This window comes from Streptomyces sp. sk2.1 (assembly GCF_008120935.1).
Taxonomy (GTDB): domain Bacteria; phylum Actinomycetota; class Actinomycetes; order Streptomycetales; family Streptomycetaceae; genus Streptomyces.
This window is the reverse complement of sequence record NZ_RDBO01000020.1, coordinates 320263-346335: the sequence shown is the minus strand read 5'-3', so window position 1 is coordinate 346335 and position 26073 is coordinate 320263. Positions and strand designations below refer to the sequence as shown.

26 protein-coding genes and 1 tRNA gene are annotated in these 26073 nt (G+C 72.9%); 11 read left to right on the top strand and 16 right to left on the bottom strand.

Annotation, left to right across the window (positions count from 1 at the left end; genetic code table 11):
• Nucleotides 1–64: 64 nt before the first annotated feature.
• Nucleotides 65–1036: an NADP-dependent oxidoreductase gene (locus EAO76_RS05015; RefSeq protein WP_148833729.1), complete on the top strand. Its 972-nt coding sequence runs from the start codon at nt 65–67 to the stop codon at nt 1034–1036.
• Between the two features lie 87 nt (nt 1037–1123).
• On the opposite strand, the gene EAO76_RS05010 is transcribed toward EAO76_RS05015, so the two are convergent.
• The 6 genes from EAO76_RS05010 to EAO76_RS04985 form a co-directional block, all read right to left on the bottom strand.
• Nucleotides 1124–1435 (bottom strand): DUF202 domain-containing protein, encoded by a 312-nt coding sequence (locus EAO76_RS05010; protein ID WP_148833727.1) that lies wholly within the window; start codon nt 1433–1435, stop codon nt 1124–1126.
• Entirely contained in the window at nt 1432–1827 is a 396-nt protein-coding gene (locus EAO76_RS05005) for a YidH family protein (protein WP_148833725.1), read from the bottom strand. The genes EAO76_RS05010 and EAO76_RS05005 overlap by 4 nt, the downstream gene beginning before the upstream one ends.
• Nucleotides 1828–1873: 46 nt before the next feature.
• Nucleotides 1874–2392: an NUDIX hydrolase gene (locus EAO76_RS05000; protein WP_148833723.1), complete on the bottom strand. Its 519-nt coding sequence runs from the start codon at nt 2390–2392 to the stop codon at nt 1874–1876.
• A 34-nt stretch (nt 2393–2426) separates the two neighbouring features.
• Nucleotides 2427–3200 (bottom strand): glucose 1-dehydrogenase, encoded by a 774-nt coding sequence (locus tag EAO76_RS04995; RefSeq protein ID WP_148833721.1) that lies wholly within the window; start codon nt 3198–3200, stop codon nt 2427–2429.
• Between the two features lie 58 nt (nt 3201–3258).
• Nucleotides 3259–3888 (bottom strand): TetR/AcrR family transcriptional regulator, encoded by a 630-nt coding sequence (locus tag EAO76_RS04990; RefSeq protein ID WP_148833719.1) that lies wholly within the window; start codon nt 3886–3888, stop codon nt 3259–3261.
• Nucleotides 3889–3955: 67 nt separating this feature from the next.
• Nucleotides 3956–4849: a DMT family transporter gene (locus tag EAO76_RS04985; RefSeq protein WP_148833717.1), complete on the bottom strand. Its 894-nt coding sequence runs from the start codon at nt 4847–4849 to the stop codon at nt 3956–3958.
• A gap of 202 nt (nt 4850–5051) precedes the next feature.
• Between EAO76_RS04985 and EAO76_RS04980 the strand changes: the two genes are divergently transcribed.
• Nucleotides 5052–6707, top strand: coding sequence for an FAD-binding dehydrogenase (locus EAO76_RS04980; protein WP_148833714.1), 1656 nt, complete (start codon nt 5052–5054; stop codon nt 6705–6707).
• A gap of 239 nt (nt 6708–6946) precedes the next feature.
• Here EAO76_RS04980 and EAO76_RS04975 read toward each other — a convergent pair whose 3' ends face one another.
• The 3 genes from EAO76_RS04975 to EAO76_RS04965 form a co-directional block, all read right to left on the bottom strand.
• Entirely contained in the window at nt 6947–7396 is a 450-nt protein-coding gene (locus EAO76_RS04975) for an ASCH domain-containing protein (RefSeq protein WP_148833713.1), read from the bottom strand.
• Nucleotides 7397–7646: 250 nt separating this feature from the next.
• Complete coding sequence (locus tag EAO76_RS04970) at nt 7647–9044, bottom strand: GntP family permease (RefSeq protein ID WP_148833711.1); 1398 nt, start codon at nt 9042–9044, stop codon at nt 7647–7649.
• 11 nt (nt 9045–9055) lie between these two features.
• On the bottom strand, nt 9056–9565 hold the full coding sequence (locus EAO76_RS04965) for a gluconokinase (protein WP_148833709.1): 510 nt from the start codon (nt 9563–9565) through the stop codon (nt 9056–9058).
• Between the two features lie 145 nt (nt 9566–9710).
• On the opposite strand from EAO76_RS04965, the gene EAO76_RS04960 reads away from it, so the two are divergent.
• Complete coding sequence (locus EAO76_RS04960; protein WP_148833707.1) at nt 9711–10412, top strand: FadR/GntR family transcriptional regulator; 702 nt, start codon at nt 9711–9713, stop codon at nt 10410–10412.
• A 113-nt stretch (nt 10413–10525) separates the two neighbouring features.
• Here the strand turns inward: EAO76_RS04960 and phsA are convergent, their stop codons facing one another.
• Complete coding sequence (gene phsA / locus EAO76_RS04955) at nt 10526–12445, bottom strand: O-aminophenol oxidase PhsA (protein ID WP_148833705.1); 1920 nt, start codon at nt 12443–12445, stop codon at nt 10526–10528.
• A 258-nt stretch (nt 12446–12703) separates the two neighbouring features.
• Between phsA and EAO76_RS04950 the strand changes: the two genes are divergently transcribed.
• Nucleotides 12704–13789 carry an S-(hydroxymethyl)mycothiol dehydrogenase gene (locus EAO76_RS04950; RefSeq protein WP_148833703.1) on the top strand — a complete coding sequence of 362 codons (1086 nt, stop codon included), beginning with the start codon at nt 12704–12706 and terminating at the stop codon, nt 13787–13789.
• The gene (locus EAO76_RS04945) at nt 13789–14418 is read left to right on the top strand and encodes an MBL fold metallo-hydrolase (RefSeq protein ID WP_148833701.1); all 630 of its coding nucleotides are present in this window, start codon (nt 13789–13791) and stop codon (nt 14416–14418) included. The genes EAO76_RS04950 and EAO76_RS04945 overlap by 1 nt, the downstream gene beginning before the upstream one ends.
• Before the next feature lie 60 nt (nt 14419–14478).
• Here the strand turns inward: EAO76_RS04945 and EAO76_RS04940 are convergent, their stop codons facing one another.
• Together EAO76_RS04940 and EAO76_RS04935 are read right to left on the bottom strand one after the other, a co-directional pair.
• Entirely contained in the window at nt 14479–15414 is a 936-nt protein-coding gene (locus EAO76_RS04940; protein ID WP_148833698.1) for a pseudouridine synthase, read from the bottom strand.
• A gap of 166 nt (nt 15415–15580) precedes the next feature.
• Nucleotides 15581–15665, bottom strand: a tRNA-Leu gene (locus EAO76_RS04935).
• A 184-nt stretch (nt 15666–15849) separates the two neighbouring features.
• Here EAO76_RS04935 and EAO76_RS04930 point away from each other — a divergent pair.
• The 3 genes from EAO76_RS04930 to EAO76_RS47255 all read left to right on the top strand — a co-directional run bounded on the left by EAO76_RS04930 (nt 15850) and on the right by EAO76_RS47255 (nt 18447).
• Nucleotides 15850–17175, top strand: coding sequence for a M20/M25/M40 family metallo-hydrolase (locus EAO76_RS04930; protein ID WP_148833697.1), 1326 nt, complete (start codon nt 15850–15852; stop codon nt 17173–17175).
• A 175-nt stretch (nt 17176–17350) separates the two neighbouring features.
• A complete protein-coding gene (locus EAO76_RS04925; protein ID WP_148833695.1) occupies nt 17351–17584 on the top strand; it encodes a chaplin in 234 nt (77 codons plus the stop codon).
• Between the two features lie 137 nt (nt 17585–17721).
• A complete protein-coding gene (locus tag EAO76_RS47255; protein WP_148833693.1) occupies nt 17722–18447 on the top strand; it encodes a chaplin in 726 nt (241 codons plus the stop codon).
• Between the two features lie 68 nt (nt 18448–18515).
• Here the strand turns inward: EAO76_RS47255 and EAO76_RS04915 are convergent, their stop codons facing one another.
• The gene (locus EAO76_RS04915; RefSeq protein ID WP_030918345.1) at nt 18516–18704 is read right to left on the bottom strand and encodes a DUF5703 family protein; all 189 of its coding nucleotides are present in this window, start codon (nt 18702–18704) and stop codon (nt 18516–18518) included.
• Between the two features lie 47 nt (nt 18705–18751).
• Between EAO76_RS04915 and EAO76_RS04910 the strand changes: the two genes are divergently transcribed.
• Nucleotides 18752–19405, top strand: coding sequence for a hypothetical protein (locus tag EAO76_RS04910; RefSeq protein WP_148833691.1), 654 nt, complete (start codon nt 18752–18754; stop codon nt 19403–19405).
• 45 nt (nt 19406–19450) lie between these two features.
• Here the strand turns inward: EAO76_RS04910 and EAO76_RS04905 are convergent, their stop codons facing one another.
• Nucleotides 19451–21703: an ATP-dependent RecD-like DNA helicase gene (locus EAO76_RS04905; RefSeq protein WP_187438464.1), complete on the bottom strand. Its 2253-nt coding sequence runs from the start codon at nt 21701–21703 to the stop codon at nt 19451–19453.
• A 69-nt stretch (nt 21704–21772) separates the two neighbouring features.
• Entirely contained in the window at nt 21773–22756 is a 984-nt protein-coding gene (locus EAO76_RS04900) for an aldo/keto reductase (protein ID WP_148833689.1), read from the bottom strand.
• A gap of 140 nt (nt 22757–22896) precedes the next feature.
• On the opposite strand from EAO76_RS04900, the gene EAO76_RS04895 reads away from it, so the two are divergent.
• Both EAO76_RS04895 and EAO76_RS04890 read left to right on the top strand, forming a co-directional pair.
• The gene (locus EAO76_RS04895; protein ID WP_148833686.1) at nt 22897–23946 is read left to right on the top strand and encodes an LLM class F420-dependent oxidoreductase; all 1050 of its coding nucleotides are present in this window, start codon (nt 22897–22899) and stop codon (nt 23944–23946) included.
• A 243-nt stretch (nt 23947–24189) separates the two neighbouring features.
• Nucleotides 24190–24978 carry a ferritin-like domain-containing protein gene (locus EAO76_RS04890; protein ID WP_148835572.1) on the top strand — a complete coding sequence of 263 codons (789 nt, stop codon included), beginning with the start codon at nt 24190–24192 and terminating at the stop codon, nt 24976–24978.
• A 55-nt stretch (nt 24979–25033) separates the two neighbouring features.
• On the opposite strand, the gene corA is transcribed toward EAO76_RS04890, so the two are convergent.
• Nucleotides 25034–26029 carry a magnesium/cobalt transporter CorA gene (gene corA / locus EAO76_RS04885; protein WP_148833684.1) on the bottom strand — a complete coding sequence of 332 codons (996 nt, stop codon included), beginning with the start codon at nt 26027–26029 and terminating at the stop codon, nt 25034–25036.
• Between the last annotated feature and the right edge of the window lie 44 nt (nt 26030–26073).

Below are 26073 nucleotides of genomic sequence, written 5' to 3'. Positions count from 1 at the left end.
GGCCGGGCCCCGGCCCGGACCGGTCCGAGTTGCGGGCACCCCGGCCCGCACCGACGGTCGGTACATGAAGGCGATCAGCTACAGCAGGTACGGCGGGGCCGAGGTCCTGGAGTACGGGGAGCGGCCCGACCCCAAGGTCGGCCCGGACACGGTCCTGGTGAAGGTGCGGGCCGCGGCGGTCAACCCGGTCGACTGGAAGGCCCGCGAGGGACACCTCGACCCCGTCCTGGACGCCGTGTTCCCGGTGATCCCCGGCTGGGACGTGTCCGGCGTCGTGGTCCAGCCCGGCATCGGCGTCGAGGAGTTCGCGGTCGGCGACGAGGTCATCGGTTACGCGCGGGAGGACTTCCTCTGCCGCGGCACGCTCGCCGAGTACGTCGCCGCCCCCGTGCGGGCCCTCGCCCGCAAGCCCCGGAACCTGAGCTTCGAGGAGGCGGCGGGCCTGCCGCTGGCCGGTCTCACCGCCTACCAGGTGCTGCACCGCGCCCTGAAGGTCCAGGGCGGCGACACGGTCCTCGTCCACGCGGCGGCGGGCGGCGTCGGCTCGTTCGCCGTCCAGCTCGCCCGGCACGTCGGTGCCCGCGTCATCGGCACCGCGAGCGAACACAACCACGACCACGTCCGGCGGCTCGGCGGGGAGCCGGTGGCCTACGGGAACGGCCTCGCCGACCGGCTGCGGGAACTGGCCCCGGACGGCGTCGACGCCGCGTTCGACACGGTCGGCGGCGAGGCGCTCCGGATCTCCGCCGAGGTGCTGAGGCCCGGCGGGAGGCTGGCGTCCGTCGTGGACGCCGAGGTCTTCTCGTACGGCGGCCGCTACGCCTATGTGCGACCGGACGCCGGGGACCTCGCCCACCTGGCCGAACTGGCCGAGCAGGGCGTCGTCACGGTCCACGTGGACCGGGTGTTCCCGCTGGCGGAGGCGGCGGAGGCGCACCGGCTGAACGAGCAGGGGCGCACCCGGGGAAAGATCGTCGTCACCGTGCCCTGGGAGGTCCCGGAGGTCCTGGAGGTCTCGGACGCCCCGGCCGGCTGACCGGCGGACCGACCGACCAACGGACCGACCGCGCGGCCCGGCCCGGTGTCCGGGGTCGGCCCGGACACCGGGCCGGGCCGCGCGGTCTCAGAACAACAGGACGACGGCGAACACCGCGAGCGCGACCGTGCACGCCGCCGCGGCCAGCGCGTCGCGCGCCGACAGGGGCCGGGGCCGCGCGGTCCCCATCCCGAGCACCCGCAGATGCGCCACCCGCAGGAACCCCAGCCAGGCCAGCGCGCTCAGCGACACCGCGACGACCCCGGCCGCGCTCACCCCGCCGTGCAGCGCCTGCCTGACCGCCAGCAGCGCCACCACCGTGCACGACAGCGTGGTGCGCCGCCACGCCAGCCGCGTCCGCTCGGGCTGCAGCCCGGGGTCGCGTTCCGCGGTGGTCACCGGCCCTCCCAGCCGAAGAGGACCACCACCACCATCGCCACGGCGACGACCGCGACGGCGAGGCCGAGCAGCGTCGGGAACCGGGAGACCGGAAGGTCCTCCCCGCGCCGCATCGCCCGCTCGCACCGCACCCAGTGGTTGACCGCGCGCAGCGCGCACAGCACCCCGGACGCCAGCAGTGCGAGCGCCAGACCGGCCCGGACGCCCCACGCCAGCTCCGGCAGGAACTGGTCGACCGCGAAGCCGCCGCCGATCAGCGCCAGAGCCGTCCGGATCCAGGCGAGGAAGGTGCGCTCGTTGGCGAGCGAGAACCGGTAGTCCGGTGTGTCGCCCTCCTCGCGGATGCGCTGCGGCGCGAACCACAGCCGCAGACCCCGCACGAATTCGTTCACGTCCGGACCTTATCCGCCGATTTACGAGAAAGGGTGCCGGCCGGGCTCACGGGGCCTGCCCGGCCGCCCGCAGCGCCCGCAGCCGGTGGTACGCCTCCAGCCCGTCCGGCACCCACTCCCAGTCGTCGATCCGCTCCGCGAGCTCCGCCTCGGTGAGGAAGGAGTGCCAGGCGACCTCCTCCACCTGCGGGTCCACCGGCAGTTCGCACCGCACCCGGTAGACGGCGGACCACCAGGAGTGCTCGCCCTCGTAGAGGAACTTGAAGAGCGGCTCGGGCCGGGGCAGCTCGGACACCCCCAGCTCCTCCTCGGCCTCCCGCAGCGCCGCCTCCTCGTAGGACTCCCCGGCGCCGACCACCCCGCCGACGAACATGTCGTAGCGGGACGGGAAGACCAGCTTGGTCGAGGTCCTGCGGTGGACGAAGAGACGGCCGTCGGCGTCCCGCACCTCGATGAAGACGCAGCGATGGCGAAGGCCCCGCGCGGTGGCCTCACCACGCGGGGCCTGCCCCACGACCACGTCGTTCTCGTCGACGATGTCCAGGATCTCGTCAGAAGGGTTCATGATCCCCATCCAACAGCAGGACACCGCCGGACGATCACTGGCCCATGACGTACTTCACGGTCGGGCCCGTGGTCCAGCCGCCGTCCACGGCCAGCTCGGCGCCGGTGACGTACGAGGCGGCGTCCGAGAGCAGGAAGACGACCGCCTCCGCGATCTCCGGGGCCTCGCCGACCCGGCCCATCGGGGTGTTCGGGTAGTTGCCGTCGCCTTGCTGGATGCCGACGGACGCGGTCATCGGCGTGTAGACCATGCCGGGGTGCACGGAGTTCACCCGGATCCTCTCCGTGCCGAGCTCCACCGCGCCGACCTTCGTCAGACCGCGCACGCCCCACTTCGACGCGCCGTAGCTGGAGGTCAGGGCGAGGCCCATCAGACCGGCGGCCGAGGAGATGTTGACGATCGAGCCGCCGCCGTTCTCCTTCATCACCGGGATCACGGTCTTCATGCCGATGAAGACGGCCGTCAGGTTGATGTCGATCACCTTGCGGAAGTGCTCGACGGTCTCGGTCTCCAGCGGCTGGCCGGTGGACACCCCGGCGTTGTTGACCAGCCCGTCGATGCGTCCGAACTCGGCGACGGCGAACTCGGCGACGCGCTGCCAGTCCTCCTCGGAGGTCACGTCGTGGTGGACGAAGCGGGCCCTGGCGCCCAGCTCGGCGGCGGTGGCGGCGCCCTCCTCGTCGAGCACGTCGGTGATCACCACGTTGGCGCCGCCCGCCACCGCGAGGCGCGCGGCCTCGGCGCCCAGGCCCCGGGCGCCGCCGGTGATGATGACGGTCTTGTCGGTGAGGTTGCTCTTGTCGCTCATGTCGCTTCCTTCATGTGGTGCGGGTGGTGCGTGGTACGTGGTGCGGTCCCGCCGGTGCTCACGTGCCGTCCGGCACGGGGGCGTGCAGGAACGCGGTGGTGGTCCCGACGAGGTCGGCGAGGAAGAACGCGTCGTCGGTCAGCGGTTCGATGCCGTCGAGACGCTGGCGGGCGCGGTCGGCCAGCGCCGCGCCGATCAGGGCGAGTGCCAGGTCCAGGCGCTCCAGGCGCACGGGTTCGGGCAGCCCGCCCAGGCGGTCCCCGAGGCGGGCGATCAGCCGTCCGTAGCCGGTGTCGCCCAGGACGGGGTGCGGACTGCCGGTCCGCAGCCCGGTCTCATGGGTGAGCCGGGACGAGATCCGCAGACAGCGCAGGCCCCGGTCGTCGGCGAGCAGGCTCGCCTCGGCCGTCACCAGCGCGGTGAGCAGTTCCGGTACGCCGCAGTCCTCGGCCAGGGCGTCGAGCAGGGGGGCCAGCACCCGTTCGGTACGGGCCTGGCGGCCCGCCATCACGGCGTCGAGCAGTCCGGCCCGGGAGCCGAAGTGGTACTGGACCGCGGAGGGGTTGCTCTGGCCCGCCAGCCGGACGATGTCCCGCAGCTGGGCCCCGTCGGGACCCTGTGCGGCGAAGACCTCCTCGGCCGCGCGGATCAGCTTCTCCCTGGTCTCCTGCCCGGACGTTCGCGCCATGCGGGCATTCTAATGCTGGCCATTATTAAAAACCAGTGCGGGCGTTCCCGCGGCCGGGCGGGGCCGCTCAGTGCGGCTGGAGACTCTTCTCGCGGCGCCCGCCCACGGGCCCCTCCGGCATCGCCGGGTGCAGCCCGAGCAGCACGATCCCGACGACGATCGCGACGAGCCCGACCGCCTGCCAGGCCAGCGCACCGGCGTCGGTGCGCAACCGGTCGCCGAGGAAACCGACCCCGCAGGCGATCCCGGCCAGCGGCTGGGAGGCGGTCAGCGGGGGCAGCGAGACCCGCAGCGGGCCCGTCTCGAACGCGCTCTGCACCAGGAGCAGTCCGGTGACCCCCAGCGCCAGCACGGCGTACGGCTGCCACCCCGTCACCAGCGCCTCCCACCCGCCGTCGGACAGCAGCTGCCCGCTCACCCGGGTGAGGGCGTCCTGGAGTCCGTACAGCAGACCGGCCGCCACCGCGAGCAGGGCCGGGGCGACCCCCGAAGCGGAGCGCCGGGCGACCGCGGTGAGCAGCAGGGCGGTCCCCACGACCGCGCCGATCACCGACCAGTGCCGCAGTGCGCTGGACACCGCCTCGCCGCCCTGCGGCCGGCCCGCCAGCAGGAAGACCGCGACCCCGCCGGCCAGCAGCCAGAGCCCGGCCCAGCCCTGCCGGCCGAGCCGCTGGCCGGTGCGGTGCCGGGACAGGGCCATCGCGAAGAGCAGATTGGTCGCGAGGAGCGGCTCGACGACGGACACCTCGCCCTTGCCCAGGGCCAGGGCGCCCAGCACCATGCCGCAGACCATCAGCCCGATCCCGGCCAGCCAGCTCGGCACCCGCATCAGGTCCAGCAGCAGCCGGGGGGAGAGGTAGTCGCTCCTCGGGGCGTGCGAGGCGGCGGCCTGCTGGAGGACGAAGCCGAATCCCAGACAGCAGGCGGCGCTCACGGCGAGGAGGAGGACCGGCACCGACACGCTTCTACCTCGAGTCAGGCCAGAAGTGGGTGGATTTGTACCGACGATAACGTCTGCGTCCCCAGGACGCGGCCGGAGCGCCGCCGACCGGGCGGTTGACGTCGCGGCGGCCGGGTGCCGAAGATCTGACGCACCAGTAACTTCCGGCTCCGGAACCGGACCACGGCCGCGACCGGATCGCCCCGACAGGATGGGACCACCCATGGCGTACGACGCTGACGTGATCGTGATCGGGGCAGGACTCGCCGGTCTGGTGGCCACCGCCGAACTGGTCGACGCGGGCCGCTCGGTGATCCTGCTCGACCAGGAGCCCGAGCAGTCGATCGGCGGTCAGGCGCACTGGTCCTTCGGCGGGCTCTTCCTCGTCGACTCGCCCGAGCAGCGCCGGATGCGGATCAAGGACAGCCACGAGCTGGCCCTCCAGGACTGGCTCGGCACGGCGGGCTTCGACCGCGAGGAGGACCACTGGCCGCGGAAGTGGGCCGAGGCGTACGTCGACTTCGCGGCCGGCGAGAAGCGCTCCTGGCTGCACGCCCAGGGGCTGCGGATCTTCCCCGTCGTCGGCTGGGCCGAGCGCGGCGGCTACGACGCGAACGGCCACGGCAACTCCGTGCCCCGCTTCCACATCACCTGGGGCACCGGCCCCGGCATCGTCGCCCCCTTCGAGCGCCGGGTGCGCGCGGGCGCCGCCAAGGGCCTCGTACGGTTCCGGTTCCGGCACCGGGTCACGGGGCTCGGCCGCACCGCGGGCACCGTCGACACGGTGACCGGCGAGGTGCTGGAGCAGAGCGCGGCGGCCCGCGGCACCGCGAGCAGCCGCCGGGCGACCGGCACGTTCGAGCTGAGGGCCCAGGCGGTGATCGTCACCTCCGGCGGCATCGGCGGCAACCACGACCTGGTGCGCGAGCAGTGGCCCGCCCGGCTGGGCACCCCGCCCGCGAAGATGCTCTCCGGCGTCCCCGCCCACGTCGACGGCCTCATGCTCGGCGTCGCCGAGAAGGCGGGCGCCCACCACATCAACCGCGACCGCATGTGGCACTACACCGAGGGCATCGAGAACTGGAACCCGATCTGGGCCAAGCACGGCATCCGGATCCTGCCCGGGCCCTCCTCGCTCTGGCTCGACGCCCGCGGCAAGCGGCTGCCGGTCCCGCTCTTCCCGGGCTTCGACACCCTCGGCACCCTCGAACACATCATGAGGTCGGGCCACGACCACACCTGGTTCGTCCTCGACCGGAAGATCATCGGCAAGGAGTTCGCACTCTCCGGCTCCGAGCAGAACCCCGACCTGACCGGGAAGTCGATCCGCGGCGTGATCGGCCGGGCCCGCGCGGACGTACCGGCGCCGGTGAAGGCGTTCATGGACAACGGCGTGGACTTCGTCGTCGAGAAGGACCTCGCCGCCCTGGTCCGGGGCATGAACGCGCTCACCGGCGAACCGCTGATCGACGAGGCCGAACTGCGCCGCGAGATCATCGCCCGGGACCGGGAGATCACCAACCCGTTCACCAAGGACCTCCAGATCACCGCGATGCGCGGGGCCCGCGCCTACCTCGGCGACAAGCTGATCCGTACGGCGCCGCCGCACCGCATCCTGGACCCCGACGCCGGCCCGCTGATCGCCGTACGGCTGAACATCCTGACCCGCAAGTCGCTCGGCGGGCTGGAGACGGACCTGTCCTCCCGGGTCCTGACCGCGGACGGCACGCCCCTGCCGGGGGTGTACGCGGCGGGGGAGGCGGCCGGTTTCGGCGGCGGCGGGGTGCACGGCTACCGCTCGCTGGAGGGGACCTTCCTCGGCGGCTGCATCTTCTCCGGACGCGCGGCGGGCCGGGCGGCGGCGCAGGCCGTCGTCTGAGGCGGCCCGCGGAGGGCCGGGGGGCGGCCGGACCGACCCGTCCGCCCGGACGGTCCCGCCCCGGTCCGTCCGACCCGCCCGAACCGTCCGGAGCGGCGGGACGGGACGGACCGCTTTCCGGACGGCCCGGGCCGCCGCGCCCGGGCCTGCCCGGACACGGCGGGCCGTCCCGTCCGTCCCGTCCGTCCCGTCCCGTCCGTCCCGCCCGCCCGGACTCCGGCGGTTCCGGCGCTCGCCGCCTACCGCTCCTCGGCCCCCACGACGGGGTCCAGCAGTTCGACGACGCGGAACCGTTCGGCGACGACCATGGTGTCGTCGTCGACGGTGAACTCCGGGTCGCCGAGCGCCTCCCGCATCTCGTCGCTGTGCCAGAACTTCTCGTGGCCCGCACGCCACTCGGCCACCGAGGTGTAGCCCTCGCCCTCGTCGATCGCGTGCTGGAGGTCGACGTCCCCCAGACGCAGCACCCGTACCTCCGACACCTCCAGCACCGCGGTCTCCCGGCCGTCCGAGTCGATCAGCGCGGACCGCTCGCCCACCGGCGGCAGCTCCTCCCGCTCCGCCTCGTACTCCGCGAGCAGCCCGGTCGTCGAGACCTTCACACCGGTGAGGACCGCCCCGACCAGCTGATCGCGCAGCGGTCCCGGGAAGGCGAGCAGGAAGGGCTTGAGGGGTTCACGGTTCGACATGGCGCCAAGTCTGGCACGCGTCGCCGGGCCCGGCGGCGGGGCGAGCCCGGGCCCCGGACGCCAACCCGGTGCGCGAGGGCCGCAGTTGGCGCGAGGAGCGCGGCCGGCGCGGCCCGCGGCCCGACACGGCGACGGCGCCCGCCGGACCCGGGGCACGCCGAGGCGTGCGCACCGGGCCGACGGGCGCCGTCGGGGACGGTCCCCGGGGCGAACCCCGGTGGGAGGAGGACCGTGCGGGAGGCCGCCGCCGCTAGAGGATCAGCGACAGCAGCAGGACGAAGACGAGGGAGACCACGGAGATGATGGTCTCCATGACCGACCAGGTCTTCACCGTCTGGCCGACGCTCATGCCGAAGTACTCCTTCACCAGCCAGAAACCGGCGTCGTTGACATGGCTGAAGAAGAGGGAGCCGGCGCCGACGGCGAGGACCAGCAGGGCGGCGTGGGTCGTGGACATGTCGGCGGCCAGCGGGGCGACCAGACCGGCCGCCGAGATGGTGGCCACGGTCGCCGAACCGGTCGCGAGCCGGATCGCGACGGCGATCAGCCAGCCCAGCAACAGCGCGGGAATCGACCAGTCCTCGGAGAAGTCCAGGATCATCCGGCCCACACCGGCGTCGATGAGGGTCTGCTTGAAACCGCCGCCCGCGCCCACGATCAGCAGTACGCCCGCGATCGGGGCCAGGGACTTCTCGACGGTGACGGAGAGCCGGTCCTTGGAGAAACCGGCCGCCCGGCCCAGCGTGAACATGCCGACCACGACGGCCGCGAGCAGCGCGATCAGCGGCGAGCCGATCACATCGGTGACCCGCTGGACACCCTGCTCCGGGTCGTCCACGACGATGTCGACCAGGGCCTTGACCAGCATCAGCACGACGGGCAGCAGAATCGTCGCCAGGGTGGCGCCGAAGCCGGGACGGCGGTCCAGGTCCTCCGAGGGCCGCTGCGGGATCATCTTCTCCGGCGCCTCGATGTCCACCCAGCGCGCCGCGTAGCGGGAGAAGACCGGCCCCGCGATGATCACGGTCGGTATCGCGACCAGCACGCCCAGCGCCAGCGTGACGCCGAGGTTGGCGTCCAGGGCGTCGATCGCCACCAGCGGGCCGGGGTGCGGCGGGATCAGCCCGTGCATCACGGAGAGGCCGGCCAGCGCCGGGATGCCGATCCGCATCAGGGAGTAGTTGCCGCGCTTCGCGACGAGCAGCACCACCGGGATCAGCAGCACGATCCCGACCTCGAAGAACAGCGGCAGGCCGATGATCGAGGCGATCAGCACCATCGCCCACGGCATGGCCCGCCCGCTCGCCCGGGCGAGGATGGTGTCGACGATCTGGTCCGCGCCGCCGGAGTCGGCCAGCAGCTTGCCCAGGATCGCGCCGAGCGCGATCAGCACGCCGACGCCCGCGACGGTCGAGCCGAGGCCGGTGGTGAAACTGGCGATCGTCTTCGCCGGGGCGGCCCCGGCGAACGAACCGAGCGCCAGCGAGCCGATGGTCAGCGCGAGGAACGCGTGCACCTTGAACTTGGTGATGAGCAGGACGATGACGGCGATGCCCGCCAGGACTGCGATGCCCAACTGAGCGTTGCCTGCCGAGGTGATCGGTTCGGCGGCGTCCGCTGCCAGCGTCTCGACGCTGAGACTGGTCACGGTGGTGGTCCTTAGTCGTCGAGCCGGCGCAACGCGGCGACGGCCCGCTGGGTGATTTCTTCGGGGGTGCCGGACACGTCGACCGAGACCCCGGCCTCGTCCTCCCGCAGCGGCTGCAGGGTGGCGAACTGCGAGTCGAGCAGCGCGGTGGGCATGAAGTGCCCCTTGCGCTCCGCCATGCGCTTCTCGATCAGGGACCGGTCGCCGGTCAGATGGAGGAAGACCGCGTCCGGGGCCCCGTCCCGCAGCCGGTCCCGGTAGACCCGCTTGAGAGCCGAGCTGCTCACCACTCCGCCGAGCCCCGCCCGGCCGTGCGCCCACCGGCCGATCGCGTCGAGCCAGGGCCACCGGTCCTCGTCGTCCAGCGGGACGCCGGCCGACATCTTGGCGATGTTCGCCGCGGGATGGAAGTCGTCGCCCTCGGCGTACGGAACGCCCAGTCCGGCGGCGAGCAGGGGGCCGATCGTGGTCTTGCCGGTCCCTGCCACGCCCATCACCACGATGACGTGGGGGGTGCTCATTGGTGGTGCCTCGCAGTCTTCGTCGATGTCTTCCTCGACACCGGTCCGTCGCGCTACTGAAACCCAAACGTACGACTTATTCAAGATGCTGTGACGTAAACGTCGTACTTTTTGTTCCCGGAAGGTGCCCCTTAGGCTGGTGCCCATGACCACACGGGGCCCCGGGCTGCATACACACGTGCTGGACACCCTGGGTCTGGAGATCGCCGCGGGGGTGCACGAGCCGGGACAGGTGCTGCGCACCGACGAGCTCGCCCGGCGCTTCGACGTCTCGCGCACCGTCGTGCGCGAGGTGGTCCGCGTGCTGGAGTCCATGCACCTGGTCGAGTCCCGGCGCCGGGTCGGCGTGACCGTGCGGCCCACCGAGACGTGGAACGTGTACGACCCGCAGGTCATCCGGTGGCGGCTGGCCGGCAGCGACCGCCCGCGCCAGCTGCGCTCCCTGACCGTGCTGCGCTCGGCCGTCGAACCGGTCGCGGCCGGCCTCGCCGCCCGCCACGCCACCCCGGAGCAGTGCGCGGCCCTCACCGAGTGCGCGCTCGGCATGGTCGCCACCTCGCGCGGCCAGCAGCTGGAGGGCTACCTGGAACACGACATCGCGTTCCACCGGATCGTGCTCAATGCCTCCGGCAACGAGATGTTCGCGCGGCTCGGCGACGTCGTCGCCGAGGTCCTGGCGGGCCGCACCCACCACCAGGTGATGTTCGAGGACCCCGACCCGGCGGCCGTCACCCTCCACGTCCGGGTCGCCGAAGCGGTGCGCGAGGGCGACGCCGCCGAGGCGGAGCGGCTGACGAAGGAGATCGCGGTGGGCGCCCTGCACGAACTGGACGTCCTCGCGCCCTGACCCCCTCCGCCCCGGACCACCGGCCCGGACCACCGCCCGCGGCGGGAGTCCCGGACGCGCGGCGGCCCCCGCGGAACGATCCCGCGGGGCCCGCCGACGGTCCGGCCGACCGGTCAGCCGCCGTGCCCCCGGTGGCCGCCGTGCCCGGCGCCGTGGTCGAACTTCATCGCCTCGGACGGCATCACGACGAACGGCCGCATCATGCCCATGTCCTCGTGCTCCAGTAGATGGCAGTGGTACATGAACCGCCCGTACGCCCCGTCGAACTTCCCGATCACCTTCACCAGTTGACCCGCCGGCACCCGGAAGACGTCCTTCCAGCCCTGCTCGTTCGGCGCCACCGGGATCGTGGTCCCGTGGTCGAACGCCACGGGGGAGCGGGTCCCGCCGACGGCCGGGTCGAAGCCGCCGACCTCGTACGCCTCCCGGCCCATCACCTGGAAGTCCGCCAGGTGGATGTGCATCGGGTGCGTCGGACCGCCCAGGTTGAGGAACGACCACTGCTCGAACGAGCCCTCGCCGACCGTGAAGCCGAGCCCGTCGTTGAAGGTCCGCGAGATCCTGCGGTACGTGCGCACCGTGCCGTCCTCGCCCCGGACCTGGATGACACCGTCCGAGGGCACCCGCACCCCGGCGGCGTCCTCGACCTCGGCCATCTCCCAGATCTCCGGGTGACCGCCGCCGCCGACCGTGCCGGGCACCGTCAGCACCACGAGCCGGTGCCCGTGCTCCACCCGGCCGTGCTCGTACCGCCGGAAGGAACCCGACAGCACCTCGGGCAGCTCGAAACCGTCCCGCCGCCCCGTCTCCCGCACCCGGAACTCCATCACCTGCGGGAACGGCACGTTCGCCGCCGGGTCCGGCACCCCCGGCCCGAGCCCGCCGCAGTTGACCAGCCGGACCCGGCGCCCGGCCAGCGCCGAGAAGTCGATCAGCAGGTCCATCCGCTCGGCCGGGGCGATCGTCAGCCCCGGCAGCACCTCGTCGAAGTCGACCGGCACCGGGCGCGGCAGCAGCCCGCCGTCGCTGCCGATCTGCCGGATCGCACCCGGCACCGGGTTGTTCCCCTCGTCGACCAGCACCAGGTCGTAGGTCCGCGCGTTGGACGCGTTGACCAGCCGGAAGCGGTACCAGGCGTCGTCCACGTCCAGATGCGGCCAGACGCGCCCGTTGACCGTCGTGTACGGGCCGAGGAACGGCAGCGACACCGGCTTGCCGGTCTCCGGATCGGCCTCGGTGATCACCGTCGTCTTGTGCAGCAGCCGCCCGTTGAGCCGGCCGTCCGCGTCGGTGTCCAGGTTGCGGTCGGCGAGGATCAGCGGCAGCTCGCGGTCGCCGGACGGCAGGCCGAGCGCGTCCTCCTCGTCGTCCCGGACCAGATAGGTGCCGACGAGCCCGGCGTACACGTTCCACCGGGTGATGTTCATGGCGTGGTCGTGGTACCACCACTGGGCGGCCTGGTGGTCGTTCGGGTACTCCGACAGCTGCGCGTCGCCGAAGCCGACCGCGTTGTCCGCCCAGCCGTCGTTGCCGCCCCCGGTCTGCGCGCCGTGCAGATGCGTCACCGTCCAGGCGGGCAGCGCGGCCACGTCCGGGTCCGGCTCGACGCCGTCGCGCCCGGGACGGTTGTGCGGCGCGGGTTCGCCCGGCCCGACCGGGCCGACCGCCACCGCCGTGACCGGGTACTCGCTGCCCCTGGGAATGCGGTTGGTCCAGGCGATCCGGACCCGCTGCCCGCGCCGCACCTCGATGGTCGGCCCCGGCACCGTGCCGTTGTACCCCCACATCAGGGTCGGCGGCAGCTGCGCGTGCAGCCGCACCCAGGTGGGCGACAGCGCGATCTCGGTCTCGCGGAGCACGTCACCGCTCTGCGGGCGGAGCACCGGCGGCACGGGCAACGCGTCGACGTACGGCACGAGTCCGCCGACCGGCGCCACGGGCGCGACCGCCACAGGAACCGGAACCGGCTCCTCGGTCCGCAGACCCGCCGGATGCGTGGTCTCAGTGATCTCGATCAAGGTTCTTCCCCCCATGATCCTTCATTCCACTGCTGATGGGCCGCGAGACCCCTGCCCCCGCAGGTATCGATCCGGCGGCCCCTGCACATCGAAGGACGGCTCGGAAAGCGCCGGAGTTCACTGATATGCGGCATCTGACCGAAAGAGGAGCATCGGGCCAGGTGTACGGCAGTTGTTTCCCGCCAATGCGGCGCGCCGCCGTGACACCCTCGCGGGGCGTACGGTTGGTCGCGTTGGATCTTCGCGAAATGACGGAAACAGGGAGACCGCGGTATGTCGCAGCAGGTGCAAGGGGTCATCGCACCGGGGAAGAACGAGCCGGTACGGGTCGAGACGATCGTGATCCCGGACCCGGGCCCCGGTGAGGCCGTGGTGAAGATCCAGGCGTGCGGCGTCTGTCACACCGATCTGCACTACAAGCAGGGCGGGATCAACGACGACTTCCCGTTCCTGCTCGGCCACGAGGCGTCCGGTGTGGTGGAGTCCGTCGGCGAGGGCGTCACGGACGTCGCGCCCGGCGACTTCGTCGTCCTCAACTGGCGTGCCGTGTGTGGCCAGTGCCGGGCGTGCCTGCGCGGCCGCCCCTGGTACTGCTTCGACACCCACAACGCGAAGCAGAAGATGACGCTGCTCGACGGCACGGAGCTGTCGCCGGCGCTCGGCATCGGCGCGTTCGCCGAGAAGACCCTGGTCGCCGCCGGGCAGTGCACCAAGGTCGATCCGGAGGTCTCCCCGGCCGTCGCCGGGCTGCTCGGCTGCGGTGTGATGGCGGGCATCGGCGCCGCCATCAACACCGGCCAGGTCGGCCGCGGCGACTCGGTCGCCGTGATCGGCTGCGGCGGCGTGGGCGACGCGGCGATCGCGGGCGCCCGGCTGGCCGGCGCGGCGAAGATCATCGCCGTCGACATCGACGACCGCAAGCTGGAGACGGCGAGGACGATGGGTGCCACGCACACCGTCAACTCCCGCGCCACCGACCCGGTCGAGGCGATCCGCGCCCTGACCGACGGCAACGGCGCGGACGTGGTCATCGAGGCGGTCGGCCGCCCGGAGACGTACAAGCAGGCCTTCTACGCCCGTGACCTCGCGGGCACCGTCGTCCTGGTCGGCGTCCCCACCCCGGAGATGCAGCTGGAGCTCCCGCTGCTCGACGTCTTCGGCCGCGGCGGCTCGCTCAAGTCCTCCTGGTACGGCGACTGCCTGCCCTCGCGCGACTTCCCGATGCTCGTCGACCTGCACCAGCAGGGCCGCCTCGACCTCGGCGCGTTCGTCACCGAGACCATCGGGATCGGCGACGTCGAGCAGGCGTTCGCCCGGATGCACGACGGCGACGTGCTGCGCTCGGTGGTGATCCTCTGATGGCCGCCCGCATCGACCACCTCGTCACCTCCGGCACCTTCGCCCTCGACGGCGGGGAGTGGGACGTCGACAACAACGTCTGGATCGTCGGCGACGACACCGAGGCGATCGTCATCGACGCCGCCCACGACGCCGACGCCATCGAGGCCGCGCTGAACGGCCGTACGCTGCGCGCCATCGTCTGCACGCATGCGCACAACGACCACATCGACGCCGCCCCCGCCCTCGCCGCCGCCACCGGCGCACCGGTCCTGCTGCACCCCGACGACCTGCCGCTGTGGAAGCAGACCCACCCGGACCGCGCCCCGGACGGCGAGCTGGCCGACGGCCAGGAACTGGAGATCGCCGGGACCACCCTCCGGGTGCTGCACACCCCGGGGCACGCCCCCGGCGCCGTCTGCCTGTACGCCCCCGGCCTGGGCACCGTCTTCACGGGCGACACCCTGTTCCGGGGCGGCCCCGGCGCCACCGGCCGGTCCTTCTCCCACTTCCCGACCATCGTGGAGTCGATCCGGGACCGGCTGCTCACCCTGCCGCCGGAGACCGCCGTCCGCACCGGGCACGGCGACTCCACGAGCATCGGCACGGAGGCCCCGCACCTCGACGAGTGGATCGCCCGCGGCCACTGAGGGCCCGCGGGGCGGCCGCCGGCCCGGCGGCCGCCCCGCGGACTGCGGAGCCCGGGCCGCTCACCGGTCCGGCCACGCGGCCAGCCGCAGCCCGCTCTCGAAGCGGCGCGCCTCGCCCGTGACCGGATCGGTGAACTCCAGGACCCGGGCGAGGAGCTGCAGGGGACGCGACCAGTCGTCCGGGGCGGGCTCCGGCTCGACCACCGGATAGACCGGATCGTGCGTGATCGGCAGCCCCAGGCCGTTCATGTGGACCCGCAGCTGATGGGTCCGCCCGGTGGCGGGCAGCAGCCGGTAGCGGCCGAGCCCCTCCCGGTGCTCCAGCAGCTCGATCCGGCTCTCGCTGTTCGGCTCGCCGGGCTCCTCGCGGGCGGCGATGACCCCGCGCTCCTTCACGATCCGGCTGCGCACCGTGCGCGGCAGGACCGTCCGGGGATCGTGGGGCGCCACCGCCTCGTACTCCTTGCGCACCAGCCGGTCCCGGAACATCGTCTGGTACGCGCCCCGCTCCCCGGGTCGCACGACGAACAGGACCAGGCCCGCGGTCAGCCGGTCCAGCCGGTGCGCCGGCTGGAGCGCGGGCAGGTCCAGCTCCCGGCGCAGCCGGGCCACCGCGGTCTCGGTGACGTGCCGGCCACGCGGGGTGGTCGCCAGGAAGTGCGGCTTGTCCGCGATGACGAGGTGCGCGTCCCGGTGCACGACGCCGACCGGGAACGGCACCGGCTCCTCCGGTGCGAAATCCCGGTGGAACCAGAGATACCGGCCCGCCGCGTACGGCTCGTCGGCGGACACCGGCCCCCCGGTGGAGACGAACCGCCCCTCGGCGAACATGGCGTCCACCCGGGCCGCCCCGATCGCGTCCCCGAACCGGGCCAGCAGATGGTCGCGGACCGTCGGCCACGCCCCGTCCGGGTCCTCCGGGAGCCGCAGCCGCACCGGATCGATCCCGTCCCGCTGCGCCAGCGGCGCCGCCGGGGCCTTCCCGCGCCCCCTCACTGGGTCACGCCCACCGGTACGACGGTGCTCATGGTTGCCGGCTCCTCGCTCGTCTCCCGGGCGTCCCCGCAGTGGCACCGCCCGCCCGTCCGCGGCTCCCCGCGCCGTGGCGGGGGCACAACGCGAAGTGCCGGTCAGGATCTCTCCTGACCGGCACTCGCCGCTGTGTCCGAGGGGGGACTTGAACCCCCACGCCCGATAAAGGGCACTAGCACCTCAAGCTAGCGCGTCTGCCATTCCGCCACCCGGACAAGGTGTCTGTCTCGCGGGCCGCTGCCCGTTCCGACGTGGAAAACAATAGCAAACATTCGGAGGTGCTCGATCACGCCCCGGACAGTGTGAAGGGCGCATGGCGAGTGGCGGGTGGCCTTGGGCGCGCGGGCCCGGCGCGGGAGGATGAGGAGGGACACCACGGCGACAGTGGAAGGAAGCAGCGTGAGCGAGACCAGCACGACCCGGACGGTCTCCGGCGAGGACGAGGTCGTGGACCTCTGTCGTGAGCTGATCCGGATCGACACCAGCAACTACGGGGACCACTCGGGGCCGGGGGAGCGGCGCGCGGCCGAGTACGTCGCGGAGCAGCTCGCCGAGGTCGGACTGGAGCCGCAGATCTTCGAGTCCCACAAGGGCCGGGCCTCGACGGTGGCACGGATCGAGGGCGAGGACCCGTCCAGGCCCGCGCTGCTGATCCACGGCCACACCGACGTGGTCCCGGCCAACGCGCACGACTGGACGCACCATCCGTTCTCGGGCGAGATCGCGGACGGCTGCGTGTGGGGCCGGGGCGCGGTCGACATGAAGGACATGGACGCGATGACCCTCGCGGTCGTCCGCGACCGGATGCGCAGCGGCCGCAAGCCCCCGCGCGACATCGTCCTCGCGTTCCTCGCGGACGAGGAGGCGGGCGGCACGTACGGCGCGCGGTACCTGGTCGACAAGCACCCCGGGCTCTTCGAGGGGGTCAACGAGGCGATCGGCGAGGTCGGCGGCTTCTCCTTCACGGTCAACGAGAACCTGCGGCTCTACCTCGTCGAGACCGCGCAGAAGGGCATGCACTGGATGCGGCTCACCGTGGACGGCACCGCCGGCCACGGCTCGATGACCAACGACGACAACGCGATCACCGAGCTCTGCGAGGCGGTCGGGCGGCTCGGGCGGCACGAGTGGCCGGTCCGGGTGACCAAGACGGTGCGCTCCTTCCTCGACGAGCTGTCCGACGCGCTCGGCACCCCGCTCGACCCGGAGGACATGGAGGCCACGCTCGCCAAGCTGGGCGGCATCGCCAAGATGGTCGGCGCCACGCTCCGCAACTCCGCCGCCCCCACCATGCTCGGCGCCGGCTACAAGGTGAACGTGATCCCCGGCCAGGCCACCGCCCACGTCGACGGACGGTTCCTGCCCGGCCACGAGGAGGAGTTCCTGGCCGACCTGGACCGGATCCTCGGCCCGCGCGTGAAGCGCGAGGACGTGCACGGCGACAAGGCGCTGGAGACCAGCTTCGACGGCGCGCTCGTCGACGCCATGCAGGTCGCCCTGAAGGCGGAGGACCCGATCGCGCGCGCCGTGCCGTACATGCTCTCCGGCGGCACCGACGCGAAGTCCTTCGACGACCTCGGCATCCGCTGCTTCGGCTTCGCCCCGCTGAAGCTGCCGCCGGAGCTCGACTTCGCGGGCATGTTCCACGGAGTGGACGAGCGGGTGCCGGTGGACGGGCTGAAGTTCGGCGTGCGGGTGCTCGACCGTTTCATCGACAACTGCTGAGTCCCCGCCGGTTTTCCGCCGACTTTCCACCCGTTTCCCGCATCGGTAATCGGCAGCGTGTGCGTATTTGACCGGAACGAGTGAAAGGAACCATACGCTCGTAGCCCGATTACCTCTTCCTCGTTACACGTGATGCGGTCCGCGGCTGGGACCGCATTGCCAACTAGGAGGAATCATGATCAAGAAGGTCGTCGCTGCTGCGGCTGTCACTGGCGGTCTGGTGCTCGCGGGTGCGGGCATGGCCGTCGCGGACTCCGGCGCCCAGGGTGCCGCCCTCGGCAACCCCGGCGTGATCTCGGGCAACACCATCCAGGTGCCGATCCACGTCCCGCTGAACGTGTGCGGCAACACGATCAACGTGATCGGGCTGCTGAACCCCGCCTTCGGCAACACCTGCGTCAACGCCTGACGTTGTGCGTCAACCCTTGAGGGTTTGAAACCGGTCGGCCCCGGAGTGCACGCCATGCACTCCGGGGCCACTGGTACTCCGCCCCCGCACGGTCGAGTCCGGGGGTTTTCCGGAAGGTCAGAAGGCAGGAAACACCTATGCGACAGGTCACGCGCAAAGGCCTGATCACCATGGCGGCCGCAGGTGGCGCACTCGCGCTGAGCGGCGGTTACGCGCACGCCGACGCGGGAGCGTCCGGCGGCGCAACGAATTCCCCGGGGGTGCTTTCAGGGAATTCGGTACAGATCCCGGTGCACGTGCCGGTCAACGTGTGCGGCAACTCCGTGGACGTCGTGGCGCTGCTCAACCCGGCGTTCGGAAACACCTGCGGGAACGAATCGCAGGACGGCTCCCAGGGCAAGCACGCCTCCGGCAGCCAGGTCTCCGGCGACCTCACCGACGCGAGTCGGCCGGGCACGGGCAAGCACCGGGCCCCGCTCGGCGGCGGGGCCACGGCCCAGGGCGTCACGAAGGGCTCGCCGGGCGTGCTGTCCGGCAACAACATCGCAGTGCCCATCGACATCCCCGTGAACGTCTGCGGGAACAGCATCACCGTCGGCGGCCTGCTCAACCCCACCTTCGGCAACGACTGCGAGAACGGCACGGACGTCGTCACGCCGCCGCCCGTCGAACCCCCGGTCACCGAGCCCAAGCCTCCGACCCCGGAGAAGCCGACCGTGCCGAACAAGCCCGAACCGCAGCACGTCGAACAGCTTGCGCACACCGGCGCGGGCGGGCTCGACCTGCTGGTCCCGGCGAGCGCGGGACTGCTGCTCGCGGGCGCGGGCACCGTGCTCTACCGCCGCGCCCGGATGTCCGCATAACGGACCGGAGCGGTGGCACGAACACGATGAGAACGAACGGGCCCCGCCACCGCGGGGCCCGTTCCGTCTCACCAGGTGGCGCGGAGCTGGCGGATGATCCGTCGGCGCAGCCGCACCCTGCGGCTGCCGTCGCGACGCAGCGTCAGCCGGTCCAACTCCCAGTGACCATACTCGGCGTGGTCGGTCAGCAGGCGGGCCGTCTCCTTGCGGGAGACCCCGCGCGGTACGTACACATCGACAAATTCGTATTCCGGCATCGCATCTATTGTGCGGGCAGAGCCCGTGTACGGATAGCGTCTGCACCATGTCTGATGCTGCGCAGCCCACCGCTGCCGAGGTACGCGCCGCCGCGGAGGCGATCAAAGCCGCGCTCGACCACCATCTCGCGGCGGTCGAACGCCGTACCGGGGACGACGACACGGCCGTCTACGACGCGTTCAACGCACTGGCCGCTGCCGCCGAGTCCTACGACGAGTTGCTCTACGACCGCTACGACGAAGTCACTCCCTTCGAGATCCCGGGTGCGCAGGACGCGCTTCCGCCGTACACCGGACCCGAGGAGCCGAACGCGCTCAGCGTGCTGATCCGGCGCGACTACGCGGTGGTGGAACCGCCGAGGCTGCTCGCACAGGCCCAGCGGATCGCCGACCTCGACCGGGACGACCGGGACGAGCACGCCGCGGTCGTCGGCTCCAGCGTCCACGCGGCGCTCGGCGTGCTCTTCGGGGAGTACGAACCGGACGAGATCGCCTCCAGGCACACGGAGTTCGGGCTGGAGGAGGGCGACTCCACGCTGTGGGTCACGGCCGCCGAGGAACTTCCCGAGGCGGGGGAGTGGCTCGGCGCGCCGTTCGACGAGGCGGACCCGCAGCTGGTGGTCTGCCGCTTCGACGTCAGCGCCGTCTTCGACGAGGACGAACCGGAGGAGGAACGCCGCATGGCGGCGGAGGGTTCCTGACCCGCCGGCCGGGCGGGCCCCGACCGGGCCCGCCCGACGCCCGGGTCACCGGGCGGCCGCCTCCAGCAGGTCGCGCAGCCGCGTCGTGCGGTCCTGGGCCGGGGACTGGGCGACCGCGCGCGGGAGCGCCTGATCCACCCCGTGGACGACGGACAGATGGCGCTCGCCGCGCCCGAAGGCGGTGTACACCCAGGCCCGGCTGAGCCCCTGCGCCGCGTCGCCCGGCAGCACGACGACCACCGCGGGCCACCGCGTCCCGGCCGCCTGGTGGGCGCTGAGGGCCCAGCCATGGCGCACTGCGGACTCCACCCGCTCCCGCGGCACGACGACCTCCGTGCCCCCGCAGTCCAGGCGCAGACCCTCGGCGTCCGCCGAGACGACCACCGCGGGCACGGTCCTGCCGGGCACCGGGACGTGGACGACGCGGTCGCCCGGGTCGAAGCCGCCGAACCGTCCCGGACCGGGGTTGAGACGCTGCTTCAGCGCCGCGTTCAGCGCCCGGGTGCCCGCCGACCCGCCGTGGCCGACGGTGATCACCTGGGTGTCGGACGACGGTACGCCGATGGCGCGCGGCACCGAGTCGGCCACCAGCTGCACGGTGCGGTGCACCGCCTCGCCCGCGTCGCGCACGGGGACGATCACCACCTCCTTGCCGGGCGCCTCGACCTGGTTCAGCTCACCGATGCCGATGCCGGAGACCAGTTCGCCGATCGGTCCCGGGTCGGGGGTGCGGGAGGCGATCTGCGGGCAGGCGCGGGCCGCGAGCACATCCGCGAACACCCGCCCCGCACCGGCCGATCCCAGCACTCCGGGGTCGCCGCTGAGCACCAGGCGGGTGCCGTCGGCCAGGGACTCGACCAGCATCGCGGCGGTCTCGACGTCCAGTTGCGGGGCGTCGAGCACGACGAGCAGGTCGACGGCGAGCGCGCCCTCCTCGTCCCGCCCGGGGCCCTCCGCGCCGGAGAGCAGCCCGGCGAGCGTGACGGCCGTCGCCGGGTCGCCGGTCGCGCCGGCCAGCCGGTTCCTGCCGTCGGCGCTGTGCGCGGCGCCCAGGGCGCGCAGCCCCAGGCCGCGGGCCGCGGTGATCAGGGCGGCGGGTTCGGCCCGGGCGGCCTCGCCGCCGGTGTGGGCCACGAGACCGTGGGCCGCGACCGCGCGGATCAGTTCGGACGCCGAGGAGGAGCCCGCGACCGAGGCCGCCTCCGTCCAGTCGGCGTCCTTCTCGCAGGCGTTGACCAGCCGGGCGAGACCGTCGGCGAGACTCTCCTCGGCGAGCGCGTAGCGGTCGAGGCCGAGCAGCACCCGTACCGGCTCCGGTCCGTCGCCGTCGTCGTCGCCCTCGTCCCGCGCGCCGGGCTCCTCGGTGGCCTCGGGCTCCGGGTCCTCGGGTCCGTCCCGGAAGGCCAGGACGACGCCCTCCGCCACGGCGTGCTCCACGGCCGCCCCGGGGTCGGTCACCGCGTGCCCGGCGAGCGCGGCCCGTACCGTCGCGGCGTCCTGCGCCGTATGGCCCCGCAGCGCGGCCCGCTCCAGCAGCAGACCGATCAGGGCGGCGGTCCGCCGCTCGTCGTCCGGGCCGCATCCGGCACCGAGCAGGGCCCGGGCGAATCCGTCCGCCTGCTCGGGGCGGACCCCCGGCACGGCCAGCAGGCGCCACGGGTCCTCGCGCAGCGCCTCGGCGGCCTGCGCGCCGAGCACCTCGGCGACCGGGCCCGCCAGCGCCGCCGGGGCCCCGCCCCCGGCCAGCACGGCGGCGGTCGCGGCCAGCGTCTCGGGCGAGGCGCTGCGGGGCGCCGGTGCCGGTTCGGGCGCACGCGGACGCGCCGGAGCGGGAGAGGGGGCGGGCGCGGGCCGACCGGGGGCGGCAGCGGGCGCGGGCCGGTCGAGGAACGGCGCTGCGGGCTTCTCGCCGCTCTCCACTGCCCGTACGGCGGCCAGCAGGTCGGCCGCCGTGCCGCTCAGCTTCGTACCGGCGGAGATGGGGCCCTTCTTCTCGGACTTGCGCTTCTCGATCCGCTCCCGGAACTCGCGCTGGGCGGCGAGCTCGGCCTCGGCCTCGGACAGCGCGGTGTCGCCCCCGGTGGTGCCGGTCGTGGTCTCGCCCTCGGCCTCGGCGGCGTCGGCCCCGGTTTCGTCCTCGTCCCCGGTGGTGCCGGTCGCGGTCTCGCCCTCGCCCTCGGCGGCGTCGGTCGCGGTTTCGCCCTCGTCCCCGGTGGTGTCGGTCGTGGTCTCGCCCCCGTCCTCGGCGGCACCGCTCCCGCCGTCCTCCTCCGCGGCGTCACCGGCCGGGGCGGGCACGGCGGGGGAGCACGACGCCGTCGTCGGCGGCGGCCGGGGAACCGGGGGTCTCCCCCCGGGGAAGCGCAGTCACAGCGTGCTCCAGTCCTGGTCGGGATAGCGGTGCACGGGCACCGACACGTCGTCGAGCGCCTGGCAGATCTCGTCAGGAAGACTAAGCGCCTCCACTGACAACGCCTCCGTGAGCTGCTGCGCGTTGCGCGCGCCGATGATCGGGGCCACCACACCGGGCCGGTCGCGCACCCAGGCGAGCGCCACCTGGAGCGGCGTCGTGGCCAGACCGTCCGCGGCCGTGGCCACCGCCTCCACGATGTGGCCCGCCGCCGTGTCCAGGTACGGCTCGACGAACGGGGCCAGCAGCTCCGAGGCGCCGCGGGAGTCCGACGGGGTGCCCGTCCGGTACTTCCCGGTCAGCACCCCGCGGCCCAGCGGCGAGGACGGCAGCAGCCCGATGCCGAGATCGAGGGCGGCCGGCAGCACCTCGCGCTCCACCCCCCGTTGCAGCAACGAGTACTCCATCTGTGTGCTTGCCAGCCGGGTGCGCGCCCCGGGCGCGGCGAGCTGCCAGGTGGCCGCCTTCGCCAGCTGCCAGCCGCAGAAGTTCGACACCCCCGCGTACCGGGCGCGCCCCGTGGAGACGGCCAGGTCCACCGCCTGGAGGGTCTCCTCCAGAGGGGTCCCCGGGTCGAAGGCGTGCAGCTGCCAGAGATCCACGTGATCGGTGCCGAGCCGTTCCAGGGAGGCGTCCAGCGCGGCCAGCAGATGCCCGCGCGACCCGTCGAACCTGCGGTACGGGTCGGCCACGCTGCCCGCCTTCGTCGCGATGACCAGGTCCTCCCGCGGCACCAGGCCCGCGACGAGCCGCCCGAGCAGGTACTCGGCCTCCCCGCCGCCGTAGACATCGGCCGTGTCGACCAGCGTGCCGCCCGCTTCCCAGAAGGCCTTGAGCTGTTCGGCGGCGTCGTGCTCGTCGGTGTCCCGGCCCCAGGTGAGGGTGCCGAGCCCGATCCGGGACACTCGAAGGCCGGTCCGGCCGAGATGCCTCTGCTCCATGGGCGCTGAGATTACTGGCCAGAGCCCCACTCGGTGGAGGCCTGTGGACGGCCGCGCCCCGAAGTCGCCCCTGACGGAACCCGGTACCGCGCGCTAGAGTCCGGGGTCCAGGGACGTTACTGATCGGTAAGGGAGCGGTTATGCGGCTCGGCATCAATCTCGGTTACTGGGGCGCGGGAATGGACGGCGACAATCTGGCCGTCGCCCAGGAGGCCGACCGGCTCGGGTACGACGTCTGCTGGGCGGCCGAGGCGTACGGCTCCGACGCCCCGACCGTGCTCTCCTGGGTCGCGGCCCGGACCGAGTCCATCGACGTCGGCTCCGCGATCATGCAGATCCCGGCCCGGCAGCCCGCCATGACGGCGATGACCGCCGCCACCCTCGACTCGCTCTCCGGCGGCCGGTTCCGGCTCGGCCTCGGCGTGTCGGGGCCGCAGGTCTCCGAGGGCTGGTACGGCGTCAAGTTCGACAAGCCGCTGGCCCGCACCCGCGAGTACGTCGAGATCGTCCGCAGGGCGATGTCCCGCGAGCGGCTCTCGTACCAGGGACAGCACTGGACGCTGCCGCTGCCGGACGGCCCGGGCAAGCCCCTCAAGCTGACCGTCCACCCGCAGCGCGAGCACATCCCGCTCTACATCGCGGCGATCGGCCCGAAGAACCTGGAGCAGACCGGCGAGATCGCCGACGGCGCGCTGCTGATCTTCCCCTCCGCGGAGCACCTGGAGGACACCACCCTGAAGTACCTGCGGGCGGGCCGCGAGAAGGCCGGTCTGACCATGGACGGCTTCGACGTGTGCCCCACCCTGCCGCTCGCCGTCGGCGACGACGTCAACGGCCTCGCCGACGTGTTCCGCCCGTACACGGCCCTGTACGTGGGCGGCATGGGAAGCCGCAAGCAGAACTTCTACAACCAGCTCGCGCAGCGCATGGGCTACGAGAAGGAAGCCGCCGAGATCCAGGACAAGTACCTGTCCGGCGACAAGAACGGTGCCGCGGCCGCCGTGCCGCACCAGCTCATCGACCAGACCGCGCTGCTCGGTCCCGTCGAGCGGATCGCCGAGCGGATGCAGGCGTACGCCGAGGCGGGCGTCACGACCCTGACCCTGGCCCCGGCCGGCTTCACGCTCGACGAGCGGATCACGGCCCTGCGGGCCGGCACGGACGCGCTGGAGCGCGCCGGACTCGCGTGACACACCGCCCCCCTTCGGGGGGCAGGCCGTGGCGGGGGCTCGGGGCCTCCCCGCCACGGCCGTTGTACATATCAACGCGCCAGGGGGCGGACGGTTACGCGGCAGGGCGTGCGCGGTGCCGCCGCGCGCCGGGCGACCGCCGCGCCGCCCCGTCCGGCGTAGCCGGGACCCGCCTCCTGTTGCCCGGGCGGGCGTGCCGCATTTGACTGTCGCTCGGTGGATGCCGGTACGGAGGTGGCAGTGATGCTCTCGGCGAAGAGCCTGTTCCAGGAGATCCTCGACGACGACGAGGCATTCCGGCTGTTCTGTTCCATCGCGGCCGGCGGGGAGTCCCAGGGCGGCTGGGAGAACGGCCGCATCGCGGCCCTGGTGCCCGAGAGCCAGCGGGCCCTGGCCCCCAAGATCGCACGGCACGGCGCCGACGAGGACAAGCACGGCAGGATCTTCGGCGCGCTGCTGAGGAAGCGCGGTCTGCGGCCGGTGGAGGTGCCGCGCGAGACCGACTACACGATGCTGCTGGAGCGACAGGGCATCGGCCTCGGCCACGAGCGGCTGCGGCTGGACGAACCGCTCCTGGAGAGCGACATCATCACCTACCTCGCCCACAGCCGGGTCACCGAGCAGCGCGCCTCCGAACAGATGCGGCTGCTGCGCAAGCACTTCGCGGACCACCCCGACCTCGGCCGTGCCGTGAAGATGATCTCCAACGACGAGGACAACCACCTCGCGTACTGCCACGAGGAACTGCTCCGCCTCGCCCGCGCCGGGCACGGCCGCACGATCCAGCGCACCCTGCGCGAGTGCGCGCTCGCCGAGATCCGGGTGTACCGCGACGTCAGCCTCGCCGTGATGGCGCACATGGGCCGCGTCCTGGGCTGGTCCCGGGCCAGGGCGGCGGTGCTGGCCGCGGGCATCCACGGCGTCCACGCGTACGAACGGCTCGTGGGCTGGCGGCGCATGGTGAGCCTGGAGCAGCCCGAGCGGCGCGACGCCCTGGGCGGCCCCGCCACACCGGCGCCGGAGTTCGCCTGACCCGGGCGGGGCGCCGGGCCGCTCCCGGACCGCCCGGGCCGCGCCGCCCGGACCGTCAGAGCCAGCCGCGCCGCTTGAACAGCTGGTACAGGGCGAGGACCACGGAGGCCATCAGCACGATGACCGCCGGGTACGCCCACACCCAGTCGAGCTCCGGCATGTGCTCGAAGTTCATGCCGTAGATCCCCGCCACCATGGTCGGCACGGCGGCCATCGCCGCCCAGGCCGAGATCTTGCGCATGTCGTCGTTCTGCCGCACCCCCACCTGGGCCAGATGGGCCGAGAGGATGTCGGAGAGCAGCCGGTCCAGCCCCTCCACGTACTCGTTCGCGCGCGTCAGGTGGTCGTTCACGTCCCGGAAGAACGGCTGCGAGTGCTCGTGGACGAACGGCACCTCCGCGCTCGCCAGCCGGGCCATGGGGGCGCCGAGCGGCCCCGCGGCCCGGCGGAACTCCAGGATCTGCCGCTTGAAGGTGTAGATGCGCGACGCGGTGTTCTTGTCGCCGCCCCCGCCGGCCGGGGCGAACACCTTCGTCTCCAGCTCCTCCAGGTCCACCTGGAGCTCGCCCGCCACCTCGATGTAGTGGTCGACGACCGCGTCGCTGACCGCGTACAGCACCGCGGTCGGCCCGTGCTTGAGCACCTCCGGCTCGGCCTCCAGCCGGCGCCGTACCGCGGCGAGCGGCGAGCCCTCCCCGTGCCGGACCGTCACGACGAACGAGTCGCCTATGAAGGCCATCAGCTCGCCGGTGGTGACCGTGTCGTCCCGATGGTCGTACACCACCGGTTTGATGACCGCGAAGAGCGAGTCGTCGTACACCTCCAGCTTGGGACGCTGGTGCGCGCTCAGGGCGTCCTCCACCGCCAGCGGGTGCAGCCCGAACTCGCTGCTGACGAGGTCGAACTCCTTCTCCGTGGGTTCGTGCAGCCCGATCCAGAGGAACGCGTCCCCGTCGGCCCGCGCCTGGGCGAGGGCGTCGGAGAGGTCGGCGGGGCCGTCCGTACGACGCCCGTCCCGGTAGATGGCACAGTCCACGATCACGGCGGGCATTCTTCCCTGCCCGGCTCCCCGGCGCACCCCGTCGGCGTCGGCGG

Coding starts and splice junctions, on each gene's coding strand:
- EAO76_RS04995 (WP_148833721.1), bottom strand. CDS start 3,200: ATGAGCGACAAGAGCAACCTCACCGACAAGACCGTCATCATCACCGGC.
- EAO76_RS04945 (WP_148833701.1), top strand. CDS start 13,789: ATGGCCGCCCGCATCGACCACCTCGTCACCTCCGGCACCTTCGCCCTC.
- EAO76_RS04980 (WP_148833714.1), top strand. CDS start 5,052: ATGGCGTACGACGCTGACGTGATCGTGATCGGGGCAGGACTCGCCGGT.
- EAO76_RS04990 (WP_148833719.1), bottom strand. CDS start 3,888: ATGGCGCGAACGTCCGGGCAGGAGACCAGGGAGAAGCTGATCCGCGCG.
- corA (WP_148833684.1), bottom strand. CDS start 26,029: ATGCCCGCCGTGATCGTGGACTGTGCCATCTACCGGGACGGGCGTCGT.
- EAO76_RS05015 (WP_148833729.1), top strand. CDS start 65: ATGAAGGCGATCAGCTACAGCAGGTACGGCGGGGCCGAGGTCCTGGAG.
- EAO76_RS04915 (WP_030918345.1), bottom strand. CDS start 18,704: ATGCCGGAATACGAATTTGTCGATGTGTACGTACCGCGCGGGGTCTCC.
- EAO76_RS04890 (WP_148835572.1), top strand. CDS start 24,190: ATGCTCTCGGCGAAGAGCCTGTTCCAGGAGATCCTCGACGACGACGAG.
- EAO76_RS47255 (WP_148833693.1), top strand. CDS start 17,722: ATGCGACAGGTCACGCGCAAAGGCCTGATCACCATGGCGGCCGCAGGT.
- EAO76_RS04925 (WP_148833695.1), top strand. CDS start 17,351: ATGATCAAGAAGGTCGTCGCTGCTGCGGCTGTCACTGGCGGTCTGGTG.
- EAO76_RS04965 (WP_148833709.1), bottom strand. CDS start 9,565: ATGAGCACCCCCCACGTCATCGTGGTGATGGGCGTGGCAGGGACCGGC.
- phsA (WP_148833705.1), bottom strand. CDS start 12,445: ATGGGGGGAAGAACCTTGATCGAGATCACTGAGACCACGCATCCGGCG.
- EAO76_RS04900 (WP_148833689.1), bottom strand. CDS start 22,756: ATGGAGCAGAGGCATCTCGGCCGGACCGGCCTTCGAGTGTCCCGGATC.
- EAO76_RS04895 (WP_148833686.1), top strand. CDS start 22,897: ATGCGGCTCGGCATCAATCTCGGTTACTGGGGCGCGGGAATGGACGGC.
- EAO76_RS05000 (WP_148833723.1), bottom strand. CDS start 2,392: ATGAACCCTTCTGACGAGATCCTGGACATCGTCGACGAGAACGACGTG.
- EAO76_RS04975 (WP_148833713.1), bottom strand. CDS start 7,396: ATGTCGAACCGTGAACCCCTCAAGCCCTTCCTGCTCGCCTTCCCGGGA.
- EAO76_RS04960 (WP_148833707.1), top strand. CDS start 9,711: ATGACCACACGGGGCCCCGGGCTGCATACACACGTGCTGGACACCCTG.
- EAO76_RS04910 (WP_148833691.1), top strand. CDS start 18,752: ATGTCTGATGCTGCGCAGCCCACCGCTGCCGAGGTACGCGCCGCCGCG.
- EAO76_RS04950 (WP_148833703.1), top strand. CDS start 12,704: ATGTCGCAGCAGGTGCAAGGGGTCATCGCACCGGGGAAGAACGAGCCG.